This is a genomic window from Microbulbifer guangxiensis (assembly GCF_021729075.1).
GTDB lineage: Bacteria > Pseudomonadota > Gammaproteobacteria > Pseudomonadales > Cellvibrionaceae > Microbulbifer > Microbulbifer guangxiensis.
Window position 1 is genome coordinate 513,901 of the sequence record NZ_JAJSAQ010000001.1, and the last position, 16,260, is coordinate 530,160.

A 16,260-nucleotide genomic window follows, 5' to 3' on the forward strand; every position below is an offset into this window, starting at 1 on the left:
TTTTGCGCCAACTGCCATTCACCCGGGTCCGATCCCCTCCCTGACACGGCAAAACGACACTTTTTCAGGACGCCTCCCGCTGCGCTGGTAAACAATTGCGCGAAAAGGTTGATCTGCAGTGATAAATGCCAGCTGATAACGACTTATTAAGGGGCCTAAAAACTGCTGCCAAAATCCTGCAGACACTCCTGTGAACACATCTACCCAGATGGTCACAAGTTGGAGGGACTGGCTGCGGGACCAGCCTGAGGGGAACCGTGCCGATTGGACTTTACTGCCTGTCAGGACAGTGAAGGGATGGTCCGCAGGACCAGGGGGGGCATTGCCGGGCGTGACCCATTCAGAAACAGCCCGGCAAATCGCTTAATCGGGAATCGTCGCTACCCTATCAGGGCCTGCGTTTCAGTGTGCCAAATAGGTCAATGTACTGGTCGACAATTACGGCACGACTGAAATGCTTTCGATAGTGGCGTTGACCGGCTTCCGACAGCTGCCTGCGCGCGGCCTCGTCGGCGATCAGACCAGTGATTGCCGACCCGAGGGGCCCCGGTTGATCCACAGGCGTAATAATGCCATTGACTCCCGACTCGATTAATTCACCCGGTCCCTGGGAGTCCGTCGCGATCACCGGGCAGCCATGTGCCCAGGACTCCATGATCACAGATCCCAGCCCTTCATGCCGTGACGGGCAGATAAACATATCAGCGGTTCGCATCAAGGCAGTCACGTCTCCGCGCCAACCGAGGAAGCGCACCCGCTCATCCAGCCCGAGCTGCCGGCACAGTTCCTTCAGGGACTTTTCCTCCGGCCCGGCGCCAGCCAGCCACAGGATGGCATCTGGCACCTTCACAAGCGCCTGCAGTAAGGTGTCGAAACCCTTGTTGGTATGGAGGCGACCGGCGGCGAGCAGCAGCGGGCGGTCCGCTGGCGTATGGAAGCTGTCCCGCGGCAGGGGCTCCACATCACCCTCATCCGCAAAGTTGGGAATATGGAAAACACGGTCGGCCGGCATCCCTTCCCGGACCAGGTAATCGCAGATACCGCGGGAAATGCCCAGCCAGTAGTCGCAATGCCGGTAGTACTTGAGGTTGTAGTAGTGCCCGAGGCGGCTGACGAGTGAGTAATCTCCCTTCGGCGTCAGCTTGCTGGCACGACTCATCCAGGTGAGCACAATATCGGGCTGGAAGGCCCGCAACGCCCGCCGGAAGCGGAAGCGATCGACCTGGTTGAGCGGGCCTCCAAACCGGAAGCCCTCGGCCGTCACCCCGCCACTTCTCAAGGACTCCAGGCGATGTTGGTGACCGCGAATGAATGCCTTCTGAGTAATGGTTCCGGCCTGCTGCAGGCCCGTTGCCAGACGCGTGAAGAAGTTCTCAGCACCGCCCTGATCGGCACCCGCCAGGGCCTGTGCGACACGAAGTGATTCCATGTTAACTGCCATAATGATTTCCGTATCATTGGGAAGAGACACCATCATGCATCAATAGCCCGTGATAACCGGGAAACCTGGCCTGCTTCCTCTGGCCAAGTAACGTCTCGATGCGCCCGTGCATGACGGCAATTTTCTTTTCGATTTTTTTGCGCTGAAGCGATCTCGGTAACAAGCCCATGGGCAGCAGTGCCGCACTGCCCAGCCCGTCAATCACTACCAGCCTTTTGATCGCGCCCTCGCTATCACGCTGGACAACGATATTGTGTAACAGGAGATGCCTTGAAGGCACCAGGTTGGCTGCCCAGAACTGACACAACTCGGTGACTGCCCGGCGGCATTCTCGGTTGAAGGCCTCATCCCAGATGACTTTTTTCAGTGTCTGGGATATCGCGCCGTTGCCATCCCTGATCAGCTCAGAAACAAGGCCTCGCCCCATGTCGGTATCTACAAATCCAAAACAGTGACTGACGTGCCGGAAAACAAGCTCGCCGAACCGCCTCTGCAGGGCAGACATTACTTTTGCCTCCTCGAGATTGTCGTCGAACGAGGAGAGAGGCTTGAGATTTTTCGGGAAGCCTTTCTTACGACGGCGGTCTGCCAGTGTGAAATCCGGCCGCCGCACCTTGATACAGAGCGAATTGTCCTCCGGATGGACGTAGCAGAGCCTGTTGCCACCGCGGGCAAAGGGCTGACTGGCGGCAAGCCGGATGGTCATTGGCGCAATCCATCCTGAACGATGTCCCGCGCCCACACATAATCATGGGTGAAAGCCTGCAACAGTGAAGCCTCGACGATATATTGCGCATAGAGCTGTGAATTCATTTCCGTATGGAAGAATTCCCGTGCTCTTGCGGCCCACGAGCGCCGTTTCGCATCGTCGTTGTGGAACTCACGTACCTTGCGCAGCAGGTCTTCTCGGTCGTCAAAGTACACAACCGACTCCGCCGGCAATAACTCATCGAAACGTGGGCCGCTATGGGTGAATTGCAGAATCCCGTTTCCGGCCAGCTGCGCCATTCGGGCAGAGGAGTACCAGTAATGTCCCTCCTGGCGATTCAGGTTGAGTCCCATGCGGGTGTTGGCCAATGCCCGATCGTAATCCCGCCCCCACACTGGAGGTTCGCCGAAACTGCCGTAAGTCCTGAAATTGAGCTCTCCCTGCAGGGAATCCTTGAGCCACTTTACCAATTCCAGGCGCTTCGTCAGGTTGGTGCTGTTACTGCAAAAGAGGAGATCCGTTTCCAGATCCGTCCTGCCGGCGTTGTTCATGCCCTCCTTTGCCGGGTCGACCGGATTGGGCATGTGATAGACCCTTGCTCCCAGTCCCTCAAACTGCCTGAGTTCCGGGCGGCCGGTAGAGACAAAAACGGCGTCCGCAACACGGGCACGGTGCTTGATACGTTCCACATTACTGGGCACGAACAGAGGATCGTTGTTGCAGTGTGCGATGCTCACTGAGGGGTTGCGCTTGCGAATTTCTGCCAGCGTCTCGTTGGTGATGATGTCGCAATGCCCGGCGATCACCAGGTCAGGATCGACCGCCTCCACCGTCTCCAGCAGTCGACGATTCGCCTTGCTCTTGCCCAGGTCACGAATACCCAGAGGCGCCTCAAAGGCGGCCACATCCCGGTCACTGAACGTGTGGACGAAATGATCGTTCTTGATCAGGCCATTGGTAAGCTTCTGGGCCCAACTGACCCTTGTCTTCCCGTAACGGCGGAGCTGTTGGTACGCGATATGGAGTACGCGCATAAACCGTGATCCCTAGACGGTGGAGAATGCAGTCCTTCAAATGATTTAACCGGAGTTCTGCGCCAAATACCACCCAATGGCGTGTCTTGCCTCCAACTACTGATCTCTTTTGCCCTCGTCCGCTACCTGAGGGGCAAAACACCTGGCGGCTAAAGTCACCTCGGGGGTGGTTATCGGCCAACGCCCACATTGGATAACGACTTATTGCGTTTATTACGCAAAGGACAACGATTGCTAGGTACTATGACGCCACAATATGAGCTCACAGCTCGGAGTGGTATGCCATGAATCGGAACCGGTGGTTCCAGTGAGGACAGGGTTCAGGTGGGCTGGACGCGACGGTCCTCGACCAGGGTGCCAGACTGCAGCAATTCCTGCTCGTGGCTGGGTTCACGCCAGGGTTCGAGCAGGGCTTCGTCGACCCACTTGATCATCACAGGCAACCCGAGCAGGCGCCGGACATAGGCCGCAGCCGCTTCGGGCAGTGGCAAGCCGAAACCCTGCACACGAACAGCAACCGGGGCGAAAAAGGCATCCACGGCGGTAAAGCGATCGCCCGCCAGAAAAGGGCCCCCAAACCGTTGCAGCCCCTGTTGCCACAGCTCGGCGATGCGGTTGAGATCTTTCTGCAGCGCTGGAGTCAGGGCTCTCAATGAAATGGTAACGCCGCAGTTCATCGGACACTGACTGCGCAGGGCAGCGAAACCGGAGTGCATTTCCGCCGCGGCACAGCGGGCCCATGCGCGGGCAGCGTTGGATTCGGGCCAGACTTGTGGGTAATGTTCAGCGATATACTCGACAATCGCCAGTGAGTCCCACACCGTAATATCGCCATCCTCAAGACAGGGCACCAGGCCATTGGGTGAAAAATGGCGAAATTTCTCCCAGCTGCCGCCCTCATCAAACGGCACCAGTTGCTCGTCAAAAGGAATTTGTAACTGGCGCAACAGGACCCACGGCCGCAATGACCACGACGAGTAGTTCTTGTTGCCTATGAAGAGCCGGTACAGTTTCCCTACCCCGCCAGTTTCCAGGTTGACGATTTCAGCCAGCGCGGCCGCTGCGCAACCAGTCAGATAGCTGGAAGGCCAGCTCCAACACCTGATCGGCGTTCAGGCGCGGATCGCATTGTGTTTCGTAGCAGGTTGCCAGGTCTTCCTCGGAGATCTTCCAGGCACCCCCAGTGCACTCAGTGACGTGTTGTCCTGTCATTTCCAGGTGAATCCCCCCTGGATGGGTGCCTTCGGCGCGGTGCACTGAAAAAAAGTCGCGGATCTCTCGCAGGATCTTGTCGAAATCCCGGGTCTTGTAGCCACTGCTGGCCTTTACCGTATTGCCGTGCATCGGGTCAGTACTCCAGATCACCTTGCGCCCTTCCCTCTGTACCGCCTGCACCAGGGCCGGCAGTTTATCGCCGAGGGTATCGGCACCCATGCGGGTGATCAGGGTCAGGCGCCCCGGCTCGTTATTGGGATCGAGGCGTTCGATCAACTGGAGCAGCTCGTCGGTCCCCATACCCGGCCCCACCTTGACGCCGATGGGGTTCCAGACACCGGAGAGAAACTCTACATGAGCACCGTCCAACTGCCGGGTACGCTCACCGATCCAGAGCATATGGGCAGAGCAGTCGTACCATTTGCCCGTGAGACTGTCGGTGCGGGTCAGGGCCTGCTCGTAATCCAGCAACAGTGCCTCGTGGGAGGTGTACAGCACCGTCTCACGGATTGCCGGGGTGTTGTCGGAATTCACGCCGCAGACGGCCATAAACTCCAGTGCCTCCTGCAGGCGCTCCGCCAGCTGGGCGTACTTCTCCCGCTGGGGATTGCTCTCCAGGTAGCTCAGGTTCCAGCCGTGCACCTGGTGCAGGTCCGCCAGGCCGCCCTGGGCAAAGGCGCGCAGCAGATTCAGGGTCGCCGCAGACTGGTTGTAAGCCGTGAGCATGCGGTCCGGGTCCGGCTGGCGGGCCGCCTCGGTAAACTCAATGCCGTTGATGATATCGCCACGATAACTGGGCAGCTCCACGCCATCGACTGTTTCGGTGTCCGAAGAGCGGGGCTTGGCATACTGCCCTGCCATCCGCGCCACCTTCACCACCGGCATATTGCCGGCGAAGGTGAGCACCACCGCCATCTGCAGCAGCACCTTGAAGGTGTCACGGATGCGGTTGGCATTGAAGTCCGAGAAAGACTCTGCACAGTCACCGCCCTGCAACAGGAATGCCTTGCCCTCGGCGACCTGTGCCAACTGGCGGCGGAGATCTCTCGCCTCCTGGGCGAAAACCAGTGGAGGGTAACCGGATAGCGTATTGCGGACCTGCTCAACGTCTTCCGGCGAGCGATAGTTCGGCTGCTGCCTGGCCTCGAGCCTGCGCCAGCTTGCGGGAGTCCAGATTTCCGGGGAGACCTTTGACACGGGTTGTTTACCTCAAACGTCCATTTGTCGTGCAAACAAGAAACATCCCGCTAAACACACGGGACTCTCTTTGAAAGCTCTATTCTTTCAGAGCTCTATTGCTTCACAGCTCGTTCAACAGGGCCCCTCAGGCGAGCGCGGCGGCCGGCCCGAAGTTTCTGCCCTGCGTCACTGCTGTCAGAGTACAGCGGCTACTGCCTTGCTGAAATATTCCATATTGCCCTGACTCAGGCCGGCAATACTGATCCGGCTGGAGTCCACCATGTAGATGGAGTATTCCTTCTGCAACTGCTGCACCTGCTCGGCGGAAATTCCCAGGAACGAGAACATGCCTTTCTGTCGCTGGATAAAGGAGAAATCCCCCGGGGCACCGGCGGCGGCCAGGCTCTCGACCACGCCAGAGCGCAGGCTGTTGATGCGCTCACGCATTTCGGTCAGCTCGGCTTCCCAGTTGGCGCGGAGGCCGGCATCCGTGAGGATCGCTTCCACGATCGCTGCCCCGTGGGACGGGGGCATGGAGTAGTTGCCGCGCACGACGTTCAGCAACTGGCTCTGGCCGTTGTCCGCTGCAGCGGCATCGTTGTAGATAACCAGTGCCATGCCGACGCGTTCGCGGTAAAGACCGAAATTCTTTGAGCAGGACACGGCGAGCAGCATTTCCGGAACAGATTCGGCCATCAGTCGCAGGCCCCAGGCATCGTCACTGAGGCTGTCACCGAAACCCTGGTAGGCCATATCAATAAATGGCGTAAATCCCTGCTTCTGCGCCATTTCAGCAATCACCTTCCACTGTTCACGGGTCAGGTCCGCGCCACAGGGGTTGTGACAGCAGGCATGCAGCAGCACAAGGTCGCCCTCGCCTACATTTTTCAGCGTCTCTACCATTTCATCGAAACGGAGGCTGCTGGTGGCGCGGTCGTAATAGGGATAGCTTTCAATCTTCAGGCCCGCATTGCCCAGCAGCGGTACATGATTGGCCCAGGTGGGATCGCTGACCCATACCCGCGCACCGGGCCGCGCGCGGTTGACCAGTTCTGCCAGTACCCGCAGGGCACCGCAACCGCCCGGCGTCTGCACGGAGCGCACCCGGTTGGCGATCAGGGCGGGATGGCCCTCACCGAGCGCCAATTCCTGCATGGCGCTGTTGAAACCCGGGGTGCCGGCCGGACCGATATAGGCTTTGGTCTCCTCACCCTGCAGCAGCCTGGTTTCTGCTTCCTTTACCGACTGCAGTACCGGGGTATGGCCACTCTCATCCTTGTAGACACCCACCCCCAGGTCGATCTTGTTGGGGTTCTCATCCACCCGGTAGCTGGCAAGGAGGCCGAGAATGGGATCCGGTGGCAGGCTGGTGAATTTCTCAAACATGTGACTTCTCCTTTAATTCGTTAACTTCAATCGATCAGCCCGCGCTCGGCCCAGGCCTGCGCGCGATCCATCAGCTTTTCAATGATGCTGTCCAGCTGCTTTCGCTCCTCGGCACTGAGCGAGGCCATCAGGTCGTTCTCGTAGTATTGGGCCAGGGGCACGATGCGCTCGTAAACATCGCGGCCCAGCGGCGACAGGTTGAGCACCTGCCGGCGCCGGTCAGCGGGATCCTCACTGCGGGTGATGTAATCATTGCGGAACAACGCGGACACCGCGCGACTGATTGCCACCTTGTCCATCGCGGTCTGCTCGACCAGATCCGCGGCGGACAGGTCAGGGAATCGTCCGAGAATCGCCATCACCCGCCAGGCCGGGATTGTGAGCTCGAACCGCTCGCCATAGGCCTGCGCGATGGCATTACTCACCCGATTGGACAGCACCGAGAGCCGGTAGGGTAAAAACTTTTCCAGACGCAGGTCGTCCGGGGCGCCGGCCTCTTCGTGCCGGTTCTTTTCACTGTTCATTGCCGCTGTTCAGCCTCTCCTGCTTGCCTCTCCGGAACCTTTGCTCAAGGTGCCCGGGTTGTACGGGGTTACAAATGTATCTAACATTGGTTTCAATTGTAACCACTTCGTCGCCGGGCGGCAGTGCGGACCTCCCTGCAGGGGACTCACACAGCACCGCCGCAGAGCGGGCTCGCTCCCGGAGATAAACGGTGGCGCATTATACGGCGTGCAAAGACATTTTTGTTATTCAGGACTGGCCCTGGCACGTTATGTTTGCGCGAAACGCCCGCTGATGCCGCGACAACACACCGGATGGGATAAACAACACGATGGAACTACACGGCTACTTTCGCTCCTCCGCCAGCTACCGGGTCCGGATCGGGCTGTACCTGAAGGGTCTGGATTTTGATTACAGGGCGGTCAACCTGCTCAAGAACGAGCAACGAGGGGAGGAATACACGCGCCTGAACCCGCAGGGACTGGTACCCGCCCTGGTAGATGGCCAGCAGGTGCTGACTCAATCCCTGGCAATCCTCGAGTGGCTCGATGAGACACATCCGCAGCCGGCGCTGTTGCCGACAGCACCGCTGGAGCGTGCCCGTATCCGGGCACTTTCGTATGGAATTGCCTGTGATATCCAGCCGGTGCAGAACCTGCGCATCCTGCGCTACCTGCAGTCTGAATACGGCCTGACTGACGAGCAGAAAGTGGACTGGATCCGACACTGGATTCACGAGGGCTTTGTTGCCCTGGAAAACCAATTGAATCCGTCCCCCTTCGCTGCCGGAGAACAGCCGGGACTGCTCGAGTGCTGCCTGATACCGCAGATCTACAGCTCCGAGCGCTTTGGCATGGATATCGCCGAATACCCGGCCATTCACCGCATCATGCTGGCCTGTAATGAGATACCGGCGTTCATCAAGGCGCGCCCTGAAAATCAGCCGGACAGCACCATCTGACCCGCAGCCCGCTGCGGACCATTGCGAGAGCGTATTGCCAGAGGGGCGGTCAGAGTGGCATCCCGGTCTGCGGGAAAAAACGCCGCTAGCCGGCATCGCCCTCCGCCCCGGCGCCAGGGGAGCGGCCCTCCCCCCGTACCAGATTAAGGGGCTCCTTGAAGGTCAGAGTGCGGTAGGGGAACGGAATCTCGATGCCCGCCGCATCCAGCGCTTTCTTGATCGCGGTGACCACCTCGCCAATCGATTCCCTGACCTGGCCCGGGGTCGAACCTGTCCACCAGGTGACTTCGATATCGACACTGCTCTCACCAAAGCCTTCCGGGAAGACCTGCACCTGCTCATCATCGCGGACGGTCCGGCACTCCTTCACCGCTGCCGCGATCACCTTCACTGACTCCTCTATATCCTCTCCATAGGCCACACCAGCGGTAATGCTGACGCGGCGCTTTACCCGGTTTGTCAGGACTTCACAGGGGTTCTTGAACAGAAACAGGTTTGGCACGATCACCAGCTCGCCGGTCATACGACGGATGGTGGTATTGCGGACCTCCACCGACTCCACCCGACCGACAATCGACTCGCAGGCGATCACGTCCCCCTCCTCGAACGGGAAACGCCATAGGATCAGGATCCCGGCAAAGAAATTCTCGAACATATCCCTGAAGGCAAAGCCGATCGCCACCGACAACAGGCCCACCGCCCCCAAAGCCTTGGCGGGTGTCAGTCCGGGAAACAGCACCATGGCCGCGAACAGCAGTCCCAGCACCCAGATCACGATGGTGAGCAGTCTGACGAACAGGTCCTGCAGGGATTTGCGGGAAGTGGTGCGCTGGAACAGGTGCCAACCGAAGCGGCGCAACATGATCACGATCAGCCAGGTGGCGATCAGCACCATGAAACTGGCAATAACGAATGGGGTATGGGCGAGAAAGTCCTTCCAGACATCATTCAGGGAGGCGGCCACGGTCAGGGCAGCCTCGGATACCGGCTCGGGGGTGATTTCTTCCAGCCCCTCCAGGGCGGAAGAATCTTCCTGCCCCTCCTGTTTCTCTGACTGAGCCCGGTACAGGAGCCGGCGCAGGAAGTCGATCGAATTGTCCAGATCGGAATACACCGCAGGGCTCCGTTGCACACACCAACTCCATTTATAGCTGATGGCGTGCCCGGCCGATCCAGATCCTGGGATCAACCCTGTGGCAGCTGGGCCAGGAGGAAGTCGCGCAGATTCTCGCCCATCACCCGGCGTATCTCATATTCCGTAAAGCCCTGACGAAGCATCTCCTCGGTCAACACCCCCAGCTCACCGGCGTCGAAGGTGACTGCCACCGTGCCGTCATAGTCCGACCCCAGGGCCACATGCTCGACACCAAGGAGGTCGATGCCATAACGGATAGCGCTCACCACGCTCCCGGGGCTGGGATCACAGACGGCCCCATCCCAGAATCCCACACCGATCAGTCCGCCCCGGTCGGCAATCTGTCGCATCAGATCATCGCTGATGTTGCGAGCCGAGTCACAGTGCCCCTTCAGGCCGGTATGGGACACGATGAGCGGGCGCTCGGTCAGGGACAGGACATCGCGCACCACCTGCTCCGAGGAATGGGCCACATCGATGATGATCGAGCGCTGTGTCATTTCCAGCACGGCCTGGCGCCCGAAGTCGGTCAGGCCCGCCCCACTCACCCCGTGCAGGGAGCCACCCAGCTCATTGTCGAAGAAATGCTGCAGGCCCATGACGCGAAAACCGGCGTCATACAGGACAGCAATGTTTTCCAGTTTTCCTTCCAGCGGGTGTGCACCTTCGATTCCAAGGATCGCAGCCAGGGGGCCCTCGCCATCACTGCGCTGTGCCAGGGCCTTCCGCAGGTCGGCCGCGGTCTTGACCGACACGATGGCTTCAGGCCGGTTCGAGGCAAGCCGGTGCAACCGTTCCGACTGGTACAGCGCCCGCTCGAGCAGGCTGTCCCAGGTGCGCAGTGGCCAGCCCTGGGCCACCGCCAGCAAGGTGATGTTGTCGCCGGCATCGCTGGCATTTTCCTCGTAATTCAGACCCCGGGGTGACTTGGTTACTGCCGTGAACACCTGGATGGCCAGGTTGCCGGTGCGGGCACGGGGGAGGTCCAGATGGCCGTAGGCCGAGGCATCGGCCAGATCACGGGCCCAGAGAAAACTGTCTGCATGCAGGTCGCCCACCAGCAGAGAGCGATGCAACTCCTGCGCTCTGGTGGAAAGGGGTGGCTGGCCCTGTCCCAGGTACTGGTTGAGGCGACTATCCACTGCGGGCAGCAGCAACCAGCGCCAGGAGGCCAGCAGTAATAGCACCAGTGCGGAGATCAGGGCGACTTTTGTCTTCATGGGCGGCAAGATCTGAATATCATGGTTTTTACGACTCGCAGCCTGGCCTGGCTGTTTGCCCCGGGATCCAGGCAAACCAATTGGCACTGGCGCGGTCTAGGATTAACAGGAATTCTACGCCAACCGACCCGGGAGATCATTGATGCCCAGAAGTATTCCGCTGTTCTTCACCCTGCTACTACTGGCGGGACTGACCGGTTGCGCGGTGCTCTCACCCTCCTTCCAGGAACCGGAGGTTGAGATCGTGGCCCTGGAACCCCTGCCATCCAGCGGGAACGAGCTGCGCTTCCGGATCCGGTTGCGGGTTTTCAATCCCAACAACTCCGAACTGGCCCTGTCAGGCCTCTACTACACCCTCAAGCTGGCAGGGCACAAAGTGGTCACCGGTACCGCCAGCAACCTCAGGCCGGTTCCGGCCTACGGGCAGGAGGATATTACCGTAGACGCCACCGCCAGTCTGGTCGGCTCGCTGATGGCGGCAGCCGACTTGCTGGGACGACCGCGGGATGCTGTGCCCTATGAACTACAGGCCAAACTGGGGCTGCGCCGCTCCATTCTGCCAGCCCTGAGGGTGACGAAACGCGGTGAGATCACCCTCAACCAGTACGGCACTCGCTGATACCCAACCCAACCTGGGTCGTCCCGAATGCCAGAACGGACAGCCCGGAGCGGCTGGCGCGACCTGGTGGTTGATGGCTGGGCTGGAGAAGCCTAAAGCACCGGCAGGCGCCGGAAAAGAGAGGCCTGGGGGAGAGAGAGTGATTGTCCGGCCGCCGCAGCGGCCGGATCCAGATAACGGCTGAGTCTATGCCAGAGCTGGACTGCCTCTCAGCGGCGCGCCGCGAGAATCCCGCCCGTCATGGTCGCCAGTGAAGCCAGCAGACCCAAGCCAACCAGGGAATACAGGCTGATGGACTGGCGCACGGCTTCGGTAACGACGGCATCAAAGGGGAACTGCCAGGCGACGATGGCCGATGCCGCAACCACTGCGGCATACTGCATGCGGCTAGCGCGTTTTTCCGAGCGTCTGGACGGCGCGGGAAGCCTGGCCATTACCTGCTCGCAGAAGCCGTTGTCGTCGAGATAGGGCTCGTCGAACTTCAGCTCGCGGCTCAGCCAGGCATCGAATTCCGGGTCATTGCCCAGTAGTGCCGAATCTGTCATGCCATCGATCTTGCTGTGTTTTTGATCAAAGCTATCCACTGACTACCTCCTCGCGCCACGCCTGCAACAGTGTCTGCAGCTTGGCCCGCGCTCGGTTAACGTGGGATTTTACCGTACCCAGCGGCAACTTCATAATACTGGCCGCCTCCTCGTGGGAGAAGCCCCGCTGCATGCACAGGTGCACTGCCTGGCGCTGGGCTTCACTCAATTCTCCCATGGCGGATTGCAGGTCCCGGGCCATCCCCAACTGCTGGGACTCTTCCACCGATTCATCCGCCTGGGCCCGGTCCACCAGCTCCTGGTTCACTTCCGGGGCATTCTTGCGCTTGTGACTCATGACGAGGTTATAGGCGATGCGGTACAGCCAGGTGCTGAAACGCGCGTCGCCGCGAAACGCAGGCAGCGCTTTGTAGGCCTTGATGAAGGCCTCCTGCGCCATATCGTCTGCGAGGCCTTGGTCGCCATCGCACAGCTGGCGGAGCGAGAAACGCAGCTGTGACTGATAGCGGTGGACCAGCTGGGCGTATGCCCGCTGGTCCCCATCCTCGACGATCCTGCGGATCAGTTCCTCGTCATTGAGGTCCATAGGTCCCTGCCCTTAACCCACCTGGCCTTCGGAACGGTGATCCAGCTTCCAGTTGATGAAGCGGGCCACACCAATAAAGAGTGGGATCAGGCCCAGGCTACCGGCACCTGCGCCGATAGCGATGGTCAACCAGATGAACAGGGCCAGGCCGACAGCGATCAGGGTAAAGCCGCGGTCGCGCGCCTTGCTCGGAGACTCGCCCTCCATCGCATCGAGCAATTCCGGTGGAATGTCGTGGCCCTCGGCCACCATGCGGTTGATGTTTTCCATCAGCAGCTGCTTCTTGCGGTAGCTGTTGCGGGTCACCAGCCAGACGATCAGAACAGGGGTGCTGAAAATCCCAAGAAAGAGCACCACGCCTACCAGCCAACTCATATCAATACCCTCCCTTTCTTGATGCCGTGGAGACTTATCCAGGTCGCTGGAAATACCGATCTGGATATTCTTCGGCACCCCATCCAGAGACTCCTCGACCACCAGGCCTTTCTCATCCAGAATGCCCTGCTTCTCCAGCTTCTCGTAAATCCGCCGGGTCAGGGCGCCGCCGAACTCCTCGCCCAGGTCAACGTGAACCTCGCTGCGCTCTCCTGTCTCGTCGCGGGTGGTGATGCGCAGTGTGCCGTCATCCCCGCGCAGGATCCGCACCTGCTTCTCCACTTCGCCCTGAGCCCGCTCCAGGTGCCGCGCATGGCTTTCCATCTCGCGGGCGCGGCTTTCCATTTCGCGCGCATGTTGCTCCATCTCACGCTGCAGCCGCTCCATCTCCCGTTGATGCTCCCGGGTCTCGGGAGCCTCGACCGCCGCCGGGGGCTGGGGCGGCTCGGGGGCCTCCTGGGCCCAACCGGTCAGCGACAGGGTCGCCACCAGGCCCAGCAGCAGCCGGGAACCGGCTGCGGTGATGTTATTGGTTCTCGCTCTCATTATCGTGCTCTCTACCTGTGTTACCTGTAGTCGATTTCTTTACAGCGCCGTCAGGGGCAGGCCCACCTGATGGCCCAGTGCACCGCCCTGCAATGAGGGCCGGTCGGCAATGCGTACCGGATAGACCGGCTTATCCGCCTCCCCGGCACTCTTTTCCTGCGCCTGCCGGCATTCGTTGAGCTTGCGCGAGAAAACCTCCTCGGTCTTCTGCGCCAGCTCACGCTCTACCTCGTCCATGGGAAGGGAGAGCTCGGCCGCTGCGGCCGGCAGCGCGCTTAGCAGCAGTGCCAGCGCGGCGTAAAATTGTACCTGTTTGGAACGTCCTGTATCAGTGCTTTTCATGGTTTCGCCTCCTGGCTGAATTCCTTGTACACCAGTAAGATGGGGCGACATCACCGGTTGGATGCACCGGTGGCAAAAAAATTGGGAGAACCCATGGCGCACCCCTCAGAAGTACTGGAGTTCTGGTTTGGCTCTGACCAGTTGCAGGCACCCGCGGACGAACTGCACCAGCAGCTCTGGTTTACCCGCAACGAGGCCCTGGACAGCGAGATGGAAGAGCGATTCGGCCATCTGGTGGAGTCAGCCCTGGCCGGTGAACTGGAAGACTGGCGGCGCAGCCTGGCGGGAGAGCTGGCCCTGGTGCTGCTGTGTGACCAGTTTACCCGCAATGTATACCGCGGCACCGCCCGGGCGTTTGCCGGCGACGCGCTGGCACTGGAAGTGGCCCTGACCGTCATCGAGCGGGGGGACGACCGGGAGCTGGGACTATTCCAGCGCGCTTTCCTCGGCATGCCCCTGGAACACGCAGAAAGCGAGGATATGCAGCAGCGCTCGGTGGGATATTTCAACCAGTTGCGTATGGATTATCTGGATGGGGCCACGGGCGCCGCCCAGGCCGAGAGCTTCTACCAGTATGCGCTCGCCCACCAGAAGGTCATCGACGAGTTCGGGCGCTATCCGCACCGCAATGCGCCGCTGGGCCGGGAGACCACCACGGCCGAGCAGAAATGGCTGGACCAGGGAGGGGGATTCTGATGGATCTCTTGGCCTGGCTGTCCCTGGCCGGAATCTGTGCCCTCGGCGCCATGAGTCCGGGCCCCAGCCTGCTGATCGTGTTGCGCTGTGCTGCCGCCGGCCCCCAGCAGGGCCTGGCCAGCGCCCTTGCCCACGGCGCGGCCATCGCACTCTACGCAGGCCTGACCGCCTTTGGATTGGCAGTGCTGGTCACCCACACTCCCCTGCTCTTTTCCCTGCTCCAGTGGAGCGGTGCCGCCATGCTGCTCTACCTGGGCTGGAAAGCCCTGAGAGCCCCTGCCCCGGACAGTAAAGCAGCCAGAGGCACGGCCGCAGCGCCGGTTTCCGTTTCCCGCGCAGCATTGCAGGGTTTCGGCATTGCCTTCTTCAATCCCAAGGTGGCGATCTTCTTCACCGCCCTGTTCAGTCAGTTCGTCTCGGCTGAGCAGACGCTGGCTACCAAGCTGGGTATGGCCGGACTCGCTGCCGGCATCGACGCAACCTGGTACGCCCTGGTTGCGCTGCTGGTCAGCCTGGGAAGTGGTCGGGGATGGCTGGGCGCTACCGCCGCCCATCGACTGCAGCAACTGTTTGGGGTTCTCCTTCTGGGGCTTGCGGCGCGACTGGTGCTGAGCCTGTAAGCCAGCAGCCCAGGACCCGGGCCATCGGAGCACAAAAAAAGCCCGCGATGCGGGCTCTAACACTTTACTGCGGGGTTGAGGCAGCGCGCCCTCTCTTTTGATAGGGGGGGGGGAGGAACGCTACCGAGTGATCATTATCCCTGCATTTCCCCCCTGAGCGACGCCGCAAAACGCAACAGCCGGTCGACTCACCGCAAAACCCCGAACTTGACACTGTACAAATATACACTTACTGTACAGAAATACAGATCACCAACCCGCTTCAATAAAAACCGGAGGCAACCATGGCCGTTGTAGCTGTATGGAAATGCGATAGAGACGGAGCAATGTTCGACAACAAAAAAGACGCCGAAGAACACGACAAGATGCTGGAACTCGCCGCCAACATCACCTCCCTGATCGAGCGCCATGTGGATGGCATCTCTGAGGAGGTGGGCGAGGAAATCGGCCTGCTGCTGGCCAAACGCCGCGAAAATCTGGCCAAGGCCTGTAAGGGCAAGCCTGAAATACTGCTGGAAGAGGAAGAAGAGACCTCTGCAGACGACGACCGCGTTACCCCGCTGGCGGCCAACCAGTAAGCACCACAGCCACGATTACCATCCCTGTACTGCGCCCGGCCTGGCCGGGCTTTTTTGTATGCTTCCCTGTGGGCCAACCTTTGCCCCCGATCCCCCCCAAGACTGGGCCCGCATCCCGGCACTGGCCCAGCCAGCGGGAGGAATCAGAATTTCAGGGCAGAGAAAGTCCCGACAAGCAGTACTGCAGCGAGCACCAGGATCACGATCCAGGTCAATGCAGTCCCCCAGAAGCGTCCGGGGTGATAGCCTCCCCTGCCCGCTGTCAGCCCGAAGGCATGCAGAAAACGCGCGAGGACCAGGGCTCCCCCGAGAATATGCAGCCAGCTTGCCGCCAGGCCATTGAGTTCCGCCAGCAACAGCAGCAGCAGTGCCAGCGGCACATACTCCACGGCATTGGCATGCGCACGAATGACGACCTCCGCATCATGCTTCCCGCCACTACCGAGCCCGACTTTCTGCGAACGACGGAACTTAACCACCCGGAACGCCAGGGCGATGATCAGCAGCGCACAGAGTGCAGCGTAAAAAGCGGTGACTGTAGCCATCGGTAATTCCCTATCAGCTTTTTG

General features: G+C 60.3%; 19 protein-coding genes. 5 read left to right on the top strand and 14 right to left on the bottom strand.

From position 1 onward, the window contains the following. Positions 1-388 precede the first annotated feature (388 nt). The 7 genes from LVD12_RS02180 to LVD12_RS02210 form a co-directional block, all read right to left on the bottom strand. Entirely contained in the window at positions 389-1,441 is a 1,053-nt protein-coding gene (locus LVD12_RS02180; RefSeq protein WP_237065310.1) for a glycosyltransferase, read from the bottom strand. Between the two features lie 13 nt (positions 1,442-1,454). Next, positions 1,455-2,147 carry a YrbL family protein gene (locus LVD12_RS02185; protein WP_237065311.1) on the bottom strand — a complete coding sequence of 231 codons (693 nt, stop codon included), beginning with the start codon at positions 2,145-2,147 and terminating at the stop codon, positions 1,455-1,457. Further along, positions 2,144-3,184 carry a glycosyltransferase family protein gene (locus LVD12_RS02190; protein WP_237065312.1) on the bottom strand — a complete coding sequence of 347 codons (1,041 nt, stop codon included), beginning with the start codon at positions 3,182-3,184 and terminating at the stop codon, positions 2,144-2,146. Before LVD12_RS02190 ends, LVD12_RS02185 begins: the two co-directional genes overlap by 4 nt. 320 nt (positions 3,185-3,504) lie before the next feature. Beyond that, on the bottom strand, positions 3,505-4,236 hold the full coding sequence (locus LVD12_RS02195) for a glutathione S-transferase family protein (protein ID WP_369413359.1): 732 nt from the start codon (positions 4,234-4,236) through the stop codon (positions 3,505-3,507). Beyond that, a complete protein-coding gene (locus tag LVD12_RS02200; RefSeq protein WP_237065315.1) occupies positions 4,229-5,596 on the bottom strand; it encodes a class II 3-deoxy-7-phosphoheptulonate synthase in 1,368 nt (455 codons plus the stop codon). Before LVD12_RS02200 ends, LVD12_RS02195 begins: the two co-directional genes overlap by 8 nt. A 177-nt stretch (positions 5,597-5,773) precedes the next feature. Beyond that, a complete protein-coding gene (locus LVD12_RS02205) occupies positions 5,774-6,964 on the bottom strand; it encodes an amino acid aminotransferase (protein WP_237065316.1) in 1,191 nt (396 codons plus the stop codon). Positions 6,965-6,990: 26 nt separating this feature from the next. Further along, positions 6,991-7,488 (bottom strand): MarR family winged helix-turn-helix transcriptional regulator, encoded by a 498-nt coding sequence (locus LVD12_RS02210; protein ID WP_237065318.1) that lies wholly within the window; start codon positions 7,486-7,488, stop codon positions 6,991-6,993. A gap of 311 nt (positions 7,489-7,799) precedes the next feature. On the opposite strand from LVD12_RS02210, the gene maiA reads away from it, so the two are divergent. After that, entirely contained in the window at positions 7,800-8,429 is a 630-nt protein-coding gene (maiA, locus tag LVD12_RS02215; RefSeq protein ID WP_237065320.1) for a maleylacetoacetate isomerase, read from the top strand. 85 nt (positions 8,430-8,514) lie between these two features. On the opposite strand, the gene LVD12_RS02220 is transcribed toward maiA, so the two are convergent. Together LVD12_RS02220 and LVD12_RS02225 are read right to left on the bottom strand one after the other, a co-directional pair. After that, on the bottom strand, positions 8,515-9,543 hold the full coding sequence (locus LVD12_RS02220) for a mechanosensitive ion channel family protein (RefSeq protein WP_237065321.1): 1,029 nt from the start codon (positions 9,541-9,543) through the stop codon (positions 8,515-8,517). Positions 9,544-9,614: 71 nt separating this feature from the next. Continuing rightward, positions 9,615-10,784: a dipeptidase gene (locus tag LVD12_RS02225; protein WP_237065323.1), complete on the bottom strand. Its 1,170-nt coding sequence runs from the start codon at positions 10,782-10,784 to the stop codon at positions 9,615-9,617. A 142-nt stretch (positions 10,785-10,926) separates the two neighbouring features. Between LVD12_RS02225 and LVD12_RS02230 the strand changes: the two genes are divergently transcribed. Beyond that, on the top strand, positions 10,927-11,403 hold the full coding sequence (locus LVD12_RS02230) for an LEA/WHy family protein (RefSeq protein ID WP_237065324.1): 477 nt from the start codon (positions 10,927-10,929) through the stop codon (positions 11,401-11,403). A gap of 209 nt (positions 11,404-11,612) precedes the next feature. Here LVD12_RS02230 and LVD12_RS02235 read toward each other — a convergent pair whose 3' ends face one another. From LVD12_RS02235 to LVD12_RS02250, 4 genes are read right to left on the bottom strand one after another with little or no spacing between them, the layout of a single operon-like run. After that, complete coding sequence (locus LVD12_RS02235) at positions 11,613-11,987, bottom strand: hypothetical protein (protein WP_237065326.1); 375 nt, start codon at positions 11,985-11,987, stop codon at positions 11,613-11,615. After that, positions 11,980-12,534, bottom strand: coding sequence for an RNA polymerase sigma factor (locus LVD12_RS02240; RefSeq protein ID WP_237065328.1), 555 nt, complete (start codon positions 12,532-12,534; stop codon positions 11,980-11,982). Before LVD12_RS02240 ends, LVD12_RS02235 begins: the two co-directional genes overlap by 8 nt. 12 nt (positions 12,535-12,546) lie before the next feature. After that, entirely contained in the window at positions 12,547-13,455 is a 909-nt protein-coding gene (locus LVD12_RS02245; RefSeq protein ID WP_237065330.1) for a DUF6249 domain-containing protein, read from the bottom strand. Between the two features lie 39 nt (positions 13,456-13,494). Then, complete coding sequence (locus tag LVD12_RS02250; RefSeq protein WP_237065332.1) at positions 13,495-13,797, bottom strand: hypothetical protein; 303 nt, start codon at positions 13,795-13,797, stop codon at positions 13,495-13,497. A 93-nt stretch (positions 13,798-13,890) separates the two neighbouring features. On the opposite strand from LVD12_RS02250, the gene LVD12_RS02255 reads away from it, so the two are divergent. The 3 genes from LVD12_RS02255 to LVD12_RS02265 all read left to right on the top strand — a co-directional run bounded on the left by LVD12_RS02255 (position 13,891) and on the right by LVD12_RS02265 (position 15,691). Continuing rightward, positions 13,891-14,493 (top strand): DUF924 family protein, encoded by a 603-nt coding sequence (locus LVD12_RS02255; protein WP_237065334.1) that lies wholly within the window; start codon positions 13,891-13,893, stop codon positions 14,491-14,493. Continuing rightward, on the top strand, positions 14,493-15,113 hold the full coding sequence (locus tag LVD12_RS02260; RefSeq protein WP_237065336.1) for a LysE family translocator: 621 nt from the start codon (positions 14,493-14,495) through the stop codon (positions 15,111-15,113). The genes LVD12_RS02255 and LVD12_RS02260 overlap by 1 nt, the downstream gene beginning before the upstream one ends. Positions 15,114-15,397: 284 nt before the next feature. Further along, positions 15,398-15,691 carry a YebG family protein gene (locus LVD12_RS02265; RefSeq protein ID WP_237065338.1) on the top strand — a complete coding sequence of 98 codons (294 nt, stop codon included), beginning with the start codon at positions 15,398-15,400 and terminating at the stop codon, positions 15,689-15,691. Between the two features lie 143 nt (positions 15,692-15,834). On the opposite strand, the gene LVD12_RS02270 is transcribed toward LVD12_RS02265, so the two are convergent. After that, complete coding sequence (locus LVD12_RS02270) at positions 15,835-16,236, bottom strand: MAPEG family protein (RefSeq protein ID WP_237065340.1); 402 nt, start codon at positions 16,234-16,236, stop codon at positions 15,835-15,837. Between the last annotated feature and the right edge of the window lie 24 nt (positions 16,237-16,260).